The organism is Pseudomonas sp. MH9.3, assembly GCF_034354675.1.
Classification (GTDB): Bacteria; Pseudomonadota; Gammaproteobacteria; order Pseudomonadales; family Pseudomonadaceae; genus Aquipseudomonas.
In genome coordinates this window covers 1,636,296-1,648,322 of sequence record NZ_CP133785.1, presented here as the reverse complement: position 1 = coordinate 1,648,322, position 12,027 = coordinate 1,636,296, and the positions used below count along the sequence as shown (strand labels likewise).

Here is a 12,027-nt window from a genome sequence, read left to right as displayed (position 1 = left end):
TTGCCCCGCGTTGGGGTGCGAAGCGCCCCCAATCAAGCAAAACGCGGTGTACCTGATACGGCTCAGCGTCTGGTTTTGGGGCTGCTGCGCAGCCCAACGCAGGACAAGCCTGCTCGCCACAGGGAATCTGCGCTTAACTGAACGGCATTGGGGCTTGCCCCGCGTTGGGGCGCGAAGCGCCCCCCAATCAAGGAGAGCACGGTGTACCTGACACTGCGCAGAGCATGGTCTTGGGGCTGCTGCGCAGCCCAGCGCGGGGCAAGCCCGCTCGCCATAGTGATGCGGCTGTCTGAAATTTCAGGATTTAAATCAACACGTTATGGTGTGCTTGATAAAAGCGGCCTGCTCGCGAAGACGCTGGATTGATGGAGATCTTCAGTGATTGATACGCCGCATTCGCGAGCAAGCCCGCTCCCACATTGGTATTGTGGCGTTTGCTTAACCGCCGTCAGCCAGGAGGAATCATGTCTACCGCCGTTCGCCTCGCCCAAACCGCCGATGCCGAAGGCATCAGCCAGGTCGTCCTGGCGGCCTTGCACAGCAGCAATGCGCGGGATTACCCGGCCGATGTGATTGCCCGGGTGGCGAGCAACTTCAGTCCCGAGGCGGTGCTGGCGCTGCTCGAACGCCGCGTCGTGCTGGTGGCCACTCAGGATCAGACAATCGTCGCCACGGCGGCCCTCGATGGCAATGTGGTGCGTTCGGTGTTCGTCAACCCGGCGCTGCAAGGGCAGGGCATTGGCCGGCTGCTGATGATCGAAATCGAACTGCGGGCCCGTGAAGCCGGCGTAACGGTATTGAGTGTGCCGTCCTCGCTGACGGCCGAGCCGTTCTATACCCGGCTGGGGTTTCACACGGTACGCAACGTTTACCACGGCAATGAGCGCACGCTGGTGATGGAAAAGGCGCTGTCGTCGCGCCACCCCATCGGGCCGTATCGCGACCGTCAGCATCGCGCACAGGTGGCGGCGTTGTGGCGGGAAGCCTTTGGCTACGACACCGCGCATAACCTGCCAACCCTGGCCATCGATAAAAAGCTGGCGGTCAACGACGGTTTGTTCTTCGTGGCGACGGATAAAAAAACCGTGATCGGCACGATTCTCGCCGGGTATGACGGTCATCGCGGCTGGTTGTATTCGGTGGCGGTGCACGCGGACTATCGTCGGCACGGCCTGGGCTCTTCACTGGTGCGCCATGCGGAACAGGCGTTGACTGCGCTGGGTTGCATGAAGATCAACCTGCAGATCAGCGGCGGCAATGAGGCCGTGGTGGGGTTCTATGAGGCGCTGGGGTATGGCGTGGAGCCGAGGACCAGCATGGGCAAGAAGATTGCCGAGAATATTCCGCCGCCCTCCTGAGAGCGCTGCAACCAAATGTGGGAGGGGCTTGCTCCCGATGGCGGTGTGTCAGTCAATACAGGTGCTGACTGACCCATTGCCATCGGGAGCAAGCCCCCTCCCACAGTGTTTTGCGGTGTTGCCGGATCAGACCTTGACGATCCAGCCCGCCGGCGCTTCAACATCGCCAGTCTGCACGCCGGTCAGCTCTTTGTAGAGCTTCTGGGTGACCGGGCCCACTTCGGTTTCACTGTGGAACACATGCATCTTGCCGTTGTACTGGATGCCGCCAATCGGCGAAATCACCGCAGCAGTGCCGCAGGCGCCGGCTTCCTTGAACTGGTCCAGCTTGTCGATGAACACGTCGCCCTCGACCACGGTGAGGCCCAGGCGGGTCTCGGCCAGTTCGATCAGCGACAGGCGGGTGATGCCCGGCAGCACCGACGGCGACTTCGGCGTGATGAACTGGTTGTCGTGGGTGATCCCGAAGAAGTTGGCCGAGCCGACTTCCTCGATTTTCGAGTGGGTCATCGGGTCGAGGTAGATCGCATCGGCGAAACCGGACTTCTTGGCTTCGGAACCCGGCATCAGGCTGGCGGCGTAGTTGCCACCGACCTTGGCGGCACCGGTGCCTTGTGGCGCAGCGCGGTCGAAGGTGGAGATCTGGAAGTTGTGGGGCACCAGGCCGCCCTTGAAGTAGGCACCAACCGGGATGGCGAAAACCGAGAAGATGAACTCCGGCGCCGTACGTACGCCGATGTTGTCACCGGTGCCGATCACGAACGGGCGCAGGTACAGCGCGCCGCCGCTGCCGTACGGCGGGATGAACCGCTCGTTGGCCTTGACCACTTGTTTGCAGGCGTCGATGAAGTCTTCGGTGGACACCTGCGGCATCAGCAGGCGCGCGCAGCTGCGTTGCATGCGCGCAGCGTTCTGGTCCGGGCGGAACAGGTTGACCGAGCCGTCCTTGCAGCGGTAGGCCTTGAGGCCTTCAAAGCACTGCTGACCATAGTGCAGGGCGGTGGAACCCTCGCTGATGTGCAGCACGTTGTCGTCGGTCAGGGTGCCTTCCTGCCATTCGCCGTTTTTCCAGACCTGGAGAAAACGTTTGTCGGTCTTGATGTAGTCAAAACCCAGCTTGTCCCAATTGATGCTTTCGTTACCCATGACACCCTCTATCTCTGGTCAAGTCGGTTTTTTCTGGATGGTGGCAACAATACTGCATTCTTGGCCGGTGTGGGAGCCACAGGGTGGACAGCTCCAGCCTCTGTATCGCCATCGCAGGCAAGCCAGCTTCCACATTGGAATGCATTACCCCGGTGGGCGCTGGCTTGCCTGCGATGGCTTCGCTCCGGTTTTACAGGTGCAACGCGTGACCCAACGCCCTTAATGCCGCCTCCTGCACCGCTTCGCCGAGGGTCGGATGGGCGTGAATGGTGCCCGCCACATCTTCCAGGCGCGCGCCCATCTCCAGGCTCAGGCCAAACGCGGTGGACAGCTCCGACACACCCACTCCCACCGCCTGCCAGCCGACAATCAGGTGGTTGTCACGCCGCGCCACCACTCGCACGAAGCCACTTTTGGACCCCAGTGTCATCGCCCGCCCATTGGCCGCGAACGGGAAGCTTGCCACGATGCAATCCAGGCCTGCGGCCGTGGCGTGCTCCGGAGTCTTGCCGACCACCACCAGCTCCGGGTCGGTGAAGCACACTGCCGGAATCGCCGCCGGGTTGAATTCGCGGGCCTTGCCGCTGATCAGTTCGGCGACCATTTCGCCCTGGGCCATGGCGCGGTGCGCCAGCATCGGCTCGCCGCTGAGGTCGCCGATGGCATACACATTGCGCATGCTGGTCTGGCAGCGGCTGTCGATGTTGATCGCCGCGCCGTTCATGTCCAGGTTCAGCGCTTCGAGGTTCCAGCCCCGGGTGTTGGGGGTGCGGCCCACGGCCACCAGCACCTGGTCGGTGTCCAGGGACAGGGTCTCGCCATTCGGATCACGCACCTGCAGGCGGTTGTCGGCAAAACCGGTCACGCTGTGCTGAAGGTACAGCGTCACGCCCAAGTGCTTGAGCGAATCGGCCACCGGCTGCGTCAGCTCGGCGTCGTACGCCGGCAGGATGCGATCCTGCGCCTCAACCACGCTCACGTCCGCCCCCAGCTTGCGATAGGCAATGCCCAGCTCCAGGCCGATATAACCGCCACCCACCACGATCAGGCGCTTGGGCACCCGTTGCGGCGACAGCGCTTCGGTGGACGAAATGATCGGTCCGCCGATGGGCAGCATCGGCAGGTTGACGCTTTTCGAACCGGTGGCCAGTAGCAGGTGCTCGCACTGGATGCGCTGGTCGCCGACCTCGACGGTCTTGCCGTCCACCACCCTGGCCCAGCCGTGGATCACCTGCACCTTGTGCTTCTTCAGCAGCGCGGCGACACCGCTGGTCAGACGGTCGACGATGGCGTCTTTCCATTCCACGCTTTTCTGAATGTTCAGGGTTGGCGCGGCCACTTCGATGCCCAGCACCGCCCCCTGGCTGTGATGCTCGGTCTGCTGAAACTGCTCGGCCACATGGATCAGTGCCTTGGACGGAATACAGCCGATGTTCAGGCAGGTGCCGCCCAGGGCCTGGCCTTCCACCAGGATGGTCGGGATGCCCAGCTGGCCTGCGCGAATCGCCGCCACATAGCCGCCGGGGCCGCCGCCGATGATCAGCAGCGTGGTGTGTAATGTCTGGGTCATGCCCTTACTCCAGGAACAGGCTGGCGGGTTGTTCGAGCAGGCCGCGAATGGCCTGGATGAATTGCGCCGCGTCCATGCCATCGACCACGCGGTGATCGAAGGAGCTGGAGAGGTTCATCATCTTGCGCACCACGATCTGGCCCTTGACCACCATCGGCCGCTCAACGATGCGGTTGACGCCGACAATGGCCACTTCCGGCAGGTTCAGCACCGGCGTGCTGACGATGCCGCCCAGCGCGCCGAGGCTGGTGAGGGTGATGGTCGAGCCGGACAGCTCCTCACGGCTGGCCTTGCCGTTGCGCGCAGCGGCGGCCAATCGCGCGATTTCCTCCGCACTGCCCCACAGGCTGCGCGCCTCGGCGTGACGCACCACCGGCACCATCAGGCCAACATCGCTCTGGGTGGCGACGCCCACATGCACCGCGCCCAAGCGAGTAATCACCTGAGCCTCATCGTCGTAACGCGCGTTGATCTGCGGAAACTCCCGCAGCGCGACGACCATGGCCCGCACGATAAACGGCAACAGGGTCAGCTTGCCGCGGGTGGCGCCGTGCTTCTCGTTAAGGTGCACGCGCAACTCGTCCAGCGCCGTCACGTCGATTTCTTCCACATAGCTGAAATGCGCGGCGCGGCGGGTGGCGTCCTGCATGCGCTGGGCGATCTTGCGGCGCATGCCGATCACCGGGATCTGCTCTTCATCGTGGCGTTCGGTGTAAGGGTTCGACGCCATGGAAGCCTTCGCCGAACCCTGTTGCAGATACGCGTCGAGGTCTTCATGCAGGATTCGCCCGGCCGGGCCGGAACCCTGCACCAGGCGCAATTGAATGCCGGCATCCAGCGCATGCTTGCGCACGGCGGGGGAGGCCAGCGGGCGTTCGTCGCCTTCACGGGCCACCGGCGCTGCTGCGGGTTTCGCTTGCGTCACCGCCAGCGCTGGTTTGGCGGCGACCACCGGCACGGCCTGCACGGGCTCGCTTGCAGCCACGGCCGGCGCCTCTTTGGCATTGCCCGCGCCTTCCACTTCAATGCTGATCAGCACACTGCCCACGGCCATCACTTCACCCGGCTCGCCGCCGAGGGCAATCACCTTGCCGTGCACCGGCGAGGGAATGTCCACCATCGCCTTGTCGGTCATCACATCCGCCAGCACCTGGTCTTCGACGACCATGTCGCCGACCTTTACATGCCACACCGACAACTCAACTTCTGCGATGCCTTCGCCAATGTCCGGCATCTTGATAATGTGCGTGCCCATTCAGACCTCCATGACCCGTTTCAACGCCGCGCCCACGCGGGACGGCCCTGGGAAATACGCCCATTCCTGCGCGTGCGGGTAGGGCGTGTCCCACCCGGTGACGCGCTCGATTGGCGCTTCCAGGTGGTGGAAGCAGTGCTCCTGCACCAGCGCCACCAGCTCGGCGCCGAAGCCGCAGGTGCGCGTGGCTTCGTGCACCACCACGCAGCGGCCGGTCTTTTTCACCGACTTGACGATGGTGTCCAGGTCCAGCGGCCACAGGCTGCGCAGGTCGATGACTTCGGCGTCGATGCCGGTTTCTTCGGCGGCGACCTGCGACACGTACACGGTGGTGCCATAGGTCAGCACGGTCACGGCAGACCCCGGGCGCACGATGGCGGCCACGTCCAGCGGCACGGTGTAGTAACCATCCGGCACTTGCGCCTGCGGGTGTTTCGACCACGGCGTCACCGGGCGGTCGTGGTGGCCGTCGAACGGGCCGTTGTAGAGGCGCTTGGGCTCAAGGAAGATCACCGGGTCATCGTTTTCGATGGAGGCGATCAACAAGCCCTTGGCGTCGTACGGGTTGGACGGCATCACCGTGCGCAGCCCGCACACTTGAGTGAACACCGCTTCGATGCTCTGGCTGTGGGTCTGGCCGCCATAGATGCCGCCGCCGCAGGGCATGCGCATGGTCAGTGGTGCGGTGAACTGGCCAGCCGACCGGTAACGCAGGCGCGCCGCTTCGGAGATGATCTGGTCGGTGGCAGGGTAGACGTAGTCGGCGAACTGGATTTCGGCGACCGGGCGCAGGCCATACGCGCCCATGCCCACGGCCACGCCAACGATGCCGCTTTCGGAGATCGGTGCGTCGAACACCCGCGAGCTGCCGTACTTGGTCTGCAAGCCTTCGGTGCAGCGGAACACGCCGCCGAAGTAGCCGACGTCCTGGCCGAACACCACCACGTTGTCGTCGCGCTCAAGCATCACGTCCATGGCCGAGCGCAGCGCCTGGATCATGGTCATGGTGGTGGTGGTCATGGCGGTTTCCACTTCGATGCTGTTGTTGTGATCGTTCATGGTCAGATCCCCAACGCTTGACGCTGGCGCTTCAAGTGCTCCGGCATCTCTTTGTAGACGTCTTCGAACATGGTCGCGGCGCTTGGAATCTGGCCGCCGGCGAGGGTGCCGTACTGTTCGGCCTGTTTTTGCGCGGCGATCACGTCGGCTTCAAGTTCGGCGCTGACCGCCGCGTGTTCCTCTTCGGACCACTGGCCGATCCTGATCAGGTGCTGCTTGAGGCGCGCAATCGGGTCGCCGAGGGGAAAGTGGCTCCAGTCGTCGGCCGGGCGATATTTGGACGGGTCATCGGAGGTGGAGTGCGGGCCGGCGCGGTAGGTGACCCACTCGATCAGGGTCGGGCCCAGGTTGCGGCGCGCACGCTCGGCGGCCCAGGCGGAGGCGGCGTACACCGCGATAAAGTCGTTGCCGTCCACCCGCAGCGAGGCAATGCCGCAGCCTACGCCGCGTCCGGCGAAGGTGGTGGCTTCGCCACCGGCGATGGCCTGGAAGGTCGAAATGGCCCACTGGTTATTGACCACGTTGAGGATCACCGGCGCGCGGTACACATGGGCGAAGGTGAGGGCGGTGTGGAAGTCCGATTCGGCAGTGGCGCCGTCGCCGATCCAGGCCGAAGCAATTTTGGTATCGCCCTTGATCGCCGAGGCCATGCCCCAGCCCACGCCTTGTACGAATTGGGTGGCGAGGTTGCCGGAAATAGTGAAGAAGCCCGCGTCTTTCACCGAATACATGATCGGCAACTGACGGCCCTTGAGCGGGTCGCGCTCGTTGGACAGCAGTTGGCAGATCAGATCCACCAGCGGCACATCGCGGGCCATCAGGATGCTTTGCTGGCGGTAGGTGGGGAAGCACATGTCGTCGATGTTCAAGGCCAGGGCCTGGGCGCTGCCGATGGCTTCTTCGCCAAGGCTCTGCATGTAGAACGACATTTTTTTCTGGCGCTGGGCGACTACCATGCGGTTGTCGAAGATGCGCGTCTTGAGCATGGCGCGCATGCCGGCGCGCAGGATGTCGACGGGGATGCCTTCGGCCCACGGGCCCAGGGCCTGGCCCTGGTCGTCGAGCACGCGGATCAGGCCCTTGGCCAGGTCGGCGGTGTCGGCGGGTTCTACGTCGATGGCGGGTTTGCGCACCAGGCCGGCGTCGGTCAGGCGCAGGTAGGTGAAGTCGGTCTTGCAGCCTGGGCGCCCCGAGGGTTCGGGAACGTGCAGGCGCAGCGGTGCATACGGCTGATTCATGGCTTTCTACGCTCGATCTTGTGAATTTCTTGTAGTGGGCGCGCTAGCTGACAGTCAGTCTTCGGGTAGAAGAAATCCTGTCCTACAACAATCATAGGCGGGGCGTAGAAGAATATTTATCTGTGTTTCGTTGCGCTGCCGATCATTTGCGGATAAAAAAACTGCATAAACATAATAAACAGGTGATTTTGTCTCATGCGCAAACTGGACCGTACGGATATCGGCATTCTCAACGCACTGCAGGAGAACGCCCGCATCACCAACGCCGACCTGGCCCGCTCGGTCAACCTGTCGCCCACGCCGTGCTTCAATCGGGTGAAGGCCATGGAAGAGCAGGGGTTGATCCGCGAGCAGGTGACGCTGCTGGATGCCGATCTGCTGGGGCTGCATGTGAATGTGTTCATTCACGTGAGCCTGGAGAAGCAGAACGAGCTGGCCCTGCAGCAGTTTGAAGGGGCGATTTCGGACCGGCCGGAAGTGATGGAGTGCTACCTGATGGCCGGCGACCCGGATTACTTGATCCGGGTGCTGGTGCCGACGATTCAGGCGCTGGAGCGGTTCATGATGGACTTTCTGACCAAGGTGCCGGGGGTGGCCAATATCCGGTCGAGTTTTGCGTTAAAGCAGGTGCGCTACAAGACGGCGTTGCCGCTGCCGGCCAACGGCATCAGCCTCGGTTCCTGACCCAACACTGAACAATGTCGGTGGGGGCTTGAATCGTCAAAGTTTGTTGATGGGGATCTTGAGATAGGTCACGCCATTCTCTTCCGCCGGCGGCATATTTCCCGCCCGCACATTCACCTGGATCGCCGGCAGCAACAGTGTCGGCATCCCCAACCCGGCGTCGCGGGTGGTGCGCATCGCTACAAACGTCGCTTCATCCACACCGTCATGCACATGGATATTGCCCGCGCGCTGCTCGGCCACGGTGGTCAGGCACTTGGCTTCGCGGCCCTCTGGCGGATAGTCATGGCACACATACAGCTGAGTGTGCGGCGGGAACGCCAGCAGCTTGCGCATGGAGGCGTACAACTGCCGTGCATCGCCGCCAGGGAAGTCGCAGCGGGCGGTGCCGACGTCGGGCATGAACAGGGTGTCGCCCACCAGGATCAGGCGGTCGTCGATCAGGTAGGCCATGTCGGCCGGCGTATGCCCCGGCACATGCAGCGCCTGGGCCTTCAAGCCGCCGATATGAAAGATTTCGTCCGGCGCGAACAGATGGTCGAACTGCGAGCCATCGGCGCGGAACTCCGGCTCCAGGTTGAACAGGTTCTTGAACACTCCCTGCACCTTGCTGATCGACTGGCCGATCGCGATCTTGCCGCCCAGGATGCGGCGCAGGTACGGTGCGGCGGAGAGGTGATCGGCATGGGCATGGGTTTCCAGCAGCCACTGCACCTGCAGGCCATGCGCCCGCACGAAGGCAATCACCTTATCGGCCTGTGCGGTATCGGTGCGCCCGGACGCGGGGTCGTAGTTGAGCACTGAATCGACAATGGCGCAGGGGCCACCCTCGGCTTCATAGACGATGTAGGTGTAGGTCGACGATGCCTCGTCCAGAAAGGCTTGAATCAACGCTGGCATGGCGGCTATCCCCGATGAAGAAAAAAGTGGTTACAATCAGTTTACGTTTAAACATAATGTTTTGAGCTTAAGTGAGATAAAGGAGCCGAGGCAAATGGAATCTACGTTGAGCGAGGGCGAAGTCGCCCAATTGCGTGCATCGGCGTCCAAGGCCTGTTCCTTGCTCAAGGCGTTGGCCAATGAGGACCGCCTGTTGATCCTCTGCCAGTTGACCCTGGGCGAACGCAACGTCGGCGAGCTGGAAGCCCAGACGGGCGTGCGCCAGCCGACGCTGTCACAACAGTTGGGCATTTTGCGGGACGAAGGGTTGGTCGCCACCCGTCGGGAAGGTAAATACATCTTCTACGGGCTGGCCAGCCACGAAGTGATCCAAGTGATGAAGACCCTGTCCGGCCTGTACTGCGGCGCGGTCATAAAAAGCTGGGCGTGACGCCATCCGGCAGCGACCCTTGTGTGCATTGACTCAAAAAGGCAGTAGACAATGACCGAACAACACTGGGGACCCACCATCAGTGGCGATATCGTCGTCATCGGCGGCGGTTCGGCAGGCATCGGCCTGCTGGCCAGCCTGCTCAAGCGCGACCCGCAGCTGAACCTCATCCTGATCGAACCCAACGACTTCCATTGCTATCAGCCCGCCTGGACCCTGGTCGGCGGCGGTGCCTACGACCTGCAAAAGACCCGCCGCCCGCTGGCCGACGTATTGCCCAACGGTGTCACCTGGATCCAGGCGGCGGTCACCGAACTGCTGCCCGACCAGCAGACCCTGGTGCTCGACAGCGGCCAGCGCGTGAGCTGGAGCAACCTCATCGTCTGCCCCGGCCTGCGCCTGGCCTGGGAGAAAGTCGAAGGCCTGCAGGATACCCTCGGTCGCCACGGCGTCACCTCCAACTACAGCTACGAACATGCCGCCTACACTTGGCAACTGGTGCAGCAACTCAAGGGCGGCAAGGCGATCTTTACCCAGCCGGCCATGCCGATCAAATGCGCCGGTGCGCCGCAGAAAGCCATGTACCTGTCCTGCGACCACTGGCTCAAGCAGGGCAGCCTGAAAAACATCGACGTCGAATTCAACCTGGCCGGTGCCGCGCTGTTCGGCGTGGGGACCTTTGTGCCACCGCTGATGAAGTACGTGGAAAAGTACCACGCGCGGCTGGCCTTCAACTCCAACCTGATCAAGGTCGACGGCCCGGCACGCAAGGCCTGGTTCGAGGTGAAGGGTGCCGACGGCAACGTCAGCGTTGCGGAAAAGTCCTTCGACCTGTTGCACGTGGTGCCGCCGCAAGTCTCCCCGGATTTCATCCGCCAAAGCGCGCTGGCCGACGCGGCCGGCTGGTGTGACGTGAACCCTCACAGCCTGCAGCATGTGCGCTATCCACACATCTTCGGCCTGGGCGATGTGTGCGGCACCAGCAATGCCAAGACCGCCGCAGCGGTGCGCAAGCAGATCGTGGTGGTTGCCGAAAACCTGCTGGCCCTGCGCAAACAGGCGCCGTTGCCGCTCAAGTACGACGGCTATGGCTCCTGCCCCTTGACGGTGGAGAAGGGCAAGGTGGTGCTGGCCGAATTCGGCTACGGCGGCAAGCTGCTGCCGACTTTTCCCCTCGACCCCACCCGGGCACGACGTTCGATGTGGTTCCTCAAGGCCACGCTGCTGCCGTGGTTCTACTGGAACGGCATGCTCAAGGGGCGCGAGTGGCTGACCCGCCTGAGCAAGGTGGACTGAATGCTGCTGGCGAGTGTTCTTGGGGTATTGATGGGCCTGGTCATGGGCCTGACCGGCGCGGGCGGCGGCATTCTCGGGGTGCCGGCGCTGGTGTTGGGACTGGGGTTGACGATGACCCAGGCCGCGCCGGTGTCGTTGCTTGCCGTGGGCGCGGCGGCAGCGGTCGGGGCGATTGACGGCCTGCGCCACGGACTGGTGCGTTATCGCGCGGCGCTGTTGATCGCCTTGCTCGGTGCGCTGTTTTCACCGTTGGGCGTGTTTGTCGCTCATCAGCTCTCGGAAACGGTGCTGATGGGGCTGTTCAGCGCGCTGATGGTGCTGGTGGCCTGGCGCATGCTGCAGCGCGAAAAGATCGAGCCCGGGCCGAGCGACCATGGTGCCGCGCTGTGGGGGCAGAAGAACTGCATGCTCAATCAGCAGACCGGGCGCCTGGCCTGGACCGCCAAGTGCAGCGCCACCCTGGCTGCATTGGGTGCCGTTACCGGTGCTGTATCGGGCTTGTTGGGCGTGGGCGGCGGCTTCCTGATCGTGCCCGCGTTCAAGCAACTGACCGATGTGCAAATGCGCGGGATCGTTGCGACTTCGCTGATGGTTGTCAGCCTGCTTTCGCTGATCGGCGTGGTGGGGGCGTTTCATGCGGGGGTGAGCATCGAGCCGGTGGGCTGGGCGTTTATCGGATCGAGTGTCGTCGGCATGTTGGTTGGGCGGCGGCTGGGGTCGGTGATTCCAGCGCGGGCATTGCAGGTGGGGTTTGCCAGTTTGTGCGTATTGGTTGCGGTTGGGATGTTGTTGAAGGCATTGGTTTAGGGGAGACATATCCATTATTGGGGTAACGGCTGATTAGGGTTCCGCCCTTACGGCGGGTCGGCGTCCTGCCGGGTTACCCACGCTCCAAAGCCTGCGTTCGGCCAGCGTGTTTGACGGGGCGCCTCAGATCAAAAGCAGAAGCGCGGCGGCCTGAGCCGACGGAATTCTCTGCCATACGCTGTACAAACTGTGGGAGGGGGCTTGCTCCCGATAGCAGTGGGTCAGTCAACTTATGTGTAGCTGACCCACTGCTATCGGGAGCAAGCCCCCTCCCACATGTAATC

Annotated in this window: 12 protein-coding genes; 6 read left to right on the top strand and 6 right to left on the bottom strand. The window is 63.0% G+C overall.

Annotated features, from left to right (window positions below; all coding sequences use genetic code 11):
- Positions 1-201: 201 nt before the first annotated feature.
- Together RHM60_RS06855 and RHM60_RS06850 are read left to right on the top strand one after the other, a co-directional pair.
- Positions 202-366: a hypothetical protein gene (locus tag RHM60_RS06855; protein ID WP_322214034.1), complete on the top strand. Its 165-nt coding sequence runs from the start codon at positions 202-204 to the stop codon at positions 364-366.
- Between the two features lie 98 nt (positions 367-464).
- Positions 465-1,358, top strand: a complete 894-nt coding sequence (locus tag RHM60_RS06850) for a GNAT family acetyltransferase (protein WP_322214033.1) — start codon at positions 465-467, stop codon at positions 1,356-1,358.
- Between the two features lie 126 nt (positions 1,359-1,484).
- Here RHM60_RS06850 and RHM60_RS06845 read toward each other — a convergent pair whose 3' ends face one another.
- From RHM60_RS06845 to RHM60_RS06825, 5 genes are all read right to left on the bottom strand, one after another.
- Positions 1,485-2,504, bottom strand: a complete 1,020-nt coding sequence (locus tag RHM60_RS06845; RefSeq protein WP_209983059.1) for a branched-chain amino acid aminotransferase — start codon at positions 2,502-2,504, stop codon at positions 1,485-1,487.
- A gap of 190 nt (positions 2,505-2,694) precedes the next feature.
- Positions 2,695-4,074 carry a dihydrolipoyl dehydrogenase gene (gene lpdA, locus RHM60_RS06840; RefSeq protein ID WP_322214032.1) on the bottom strand — a complete coding sequence of 460 codons (1,380 nt, stop codon included), beginning with the start codon at positions 4,072-4,074 and terminating at the stop codon, positions 2,695-2,697.
- Between the two features lie 4 nt (positions 4,075-4,078).
- On the bottom strand, positions 4,079-5,329 hold the full coding sequence (locus RHM60_RS06835) for a dihydrolipoamide acetyltransferase family protein (protein ID WP_322214031.1): 1,251 nt from the start codon (positions 5,327-5,329) through the stop codon (positions 4,079-4,081).
- A complete protein-coding gene (locus RHM60_RS06830) occupies positions 5,330-6,388 on the bottom strand; it encodes an alpha-ketoacid dehydrogenase subunit beta (protein ID WP_209983053.1) in 1,059 nt (352 codons plus the stop codon).
- A 2-nt stretch (positions 6,389-6,390) separates the two neighbouring features.
- Entirely contained in the window at positions 6,391-7,626 is a 1,236-nt protein-coding gene (locus RHM60_RS06825; RefSeq protein ID WP_322214030.1) for a 3-methyl-2-oxobutanoate dehydrogenase (2-methylpropanoyl-transferring) subunit alpha, read from the bottom strand.
- A 195-nt stretch (positions 7,627-7,821) separates the two neighbouring features.
- Here RHM60_RS06825 and bkdR point away from each other — a divergent pair, with 195 nt between their 5' ends.
- The gene (gene bkdR, locus RHM60_RS06820) at positions 7,822-8,310 is read left to right on the top strand and encodes a Bkd operon transcriptional regulator BkdR (RefSeq protein WP_003234208.1); all 489 of its coding nucleotides are present in this window, start codon (positions 7,822-7,824) and stop codon (positions 8,308-8,310) included.
- A gap of 36 nt (positions 8,311-8,346) precedes the next feature.
- On the opposite strand, the gene RHM60_RS06815 is transcribed toward bkdR, so the two are convergent.
- Positions 8,347-9,210, bottom strand: coding sequence for an MBL fold metallo-hydrolase (locus RHM60_RS06815; protein ID WP_231422861.1), 864 nt, complete (start codon positions 9,208-9,210; stop codon positions 8,347-8,349).
- Positions 9,211-9,304: 94 nt separating this feature from the next.
- Here RHM60_RS06815 and RHM60_RS06810 point away from each other — a divergent pair, with 94 nt between their 5' ends.
- The 3 genes from RHM60_RS06810 to RHM60_RS06800 are packed head-to-tail and all read left to right on the top strand — an operon-like array spanning position 9,305 to position 11,743.
- Entirely contained in the window at positions 9,305-9,640 is a 336-nt protein-coding gene (locus RHM60_RS06810; protein ID WP_057007617.1) for an ArsR/SmtB family transcription factor, read from the top strand.
- Positions 9,641-9,691: 51 nt separating this feature from the next.
- Positions 9,692-10,936 (top strand): FAD/NAD(P)-binding oxidoreductase, encoded by a 1,245-nt coding sequence (locus RHM60_RS06805; RefSeq protein ID WP_322214029.1) that lies wholly within the window; start codon positions 9,692-9,694, stop codon positions 10,934-10,936.
- A complete protein-coding gene (locus tag RHM60_RS06800; RefSeq protein WP_231422859.1) occupies positions 10,937-11,743 on the top strand; it encodes a sulfite exporter TauE/SafE family protein in 807 nt (268 codons plus the stop codon).
- Positions 11,744-12,027: the final 284 nt, after the last annotated feature.

Coding starts and splice junctions, on each gene's coding strand:
- RHM60_RS06850 (WP_322214033.1), top strand. CDS start 465: ATGTCTACCGCCGTTCGCCTCGCCCAAACCGCCGATGCCGAAGGCATC.
- RHM60_RS06845 (WP_209983059.1), bottom strand. CDS start 2,504: ATGGGTAACGAAAGCATCAATTGGGACAAGCTGGGTTTTGACTACATC.
- lpdA (WP_322214032.1), bottom strand. CDS start 4,074: ATGACCCAGACATTACACACCACGCTGCTGATCATCGGCGGCGGCCCC.
- RHM60_RS06835 (WP_322214031.1), bottom strand. CDS start 5,329: ATGGGCACGCACATTATCAAGATGCCGGACATTGGCGAAGGCATCGCA.
- RHM60_RS06830 (WP_209983053.1), bottom strand. CDS start 6,388: ATGAACGATCACAACAACAGCATCGAAGTGGAAACCGCCATGACCACC.
- RHM60_RS06825 (WP_322214030.1), bottom strand. CDS start 7,626: ATGAATCAGCCGTATGCACCGCTGCGCCTGCACGTTCCCGAACCCTCG.
- bkdR (WP_003234208.1), top strand. CDS start 7,822: ATGCGCAAACTGGACCGTACGGATATCGGCATTCTCAACGCACTGCAG.
- RHM60_RS06815 (WP_231422861.1), bottom strand. CDS start 9,210: ATGCCAGCGTTGATTCAAGCCTTTCTGGACGAGGCATCGTCGACCTAC.
- RHM60_RS06810 (WP_057007617.1), top strand. CDS start 9,305: ATGGAATCTACGTTGAGCGAGGGCGAAGTCGCCCAATTGCGTGCATCG.
- RHM60_RS06805 (WP_322214029.1), top strand. CDS start 9,692: ATGACCGAACAACACTGGGGACCCACCATCAGTGGCGATATCGTCGTC.
- RHM60_RS06800 (WP_231422859.1), top strand. CDS start 10,937: ATGCTGCTGGCGAGTGTTCTTGGGGTATTGATGGGCCTGGTCATGGGC.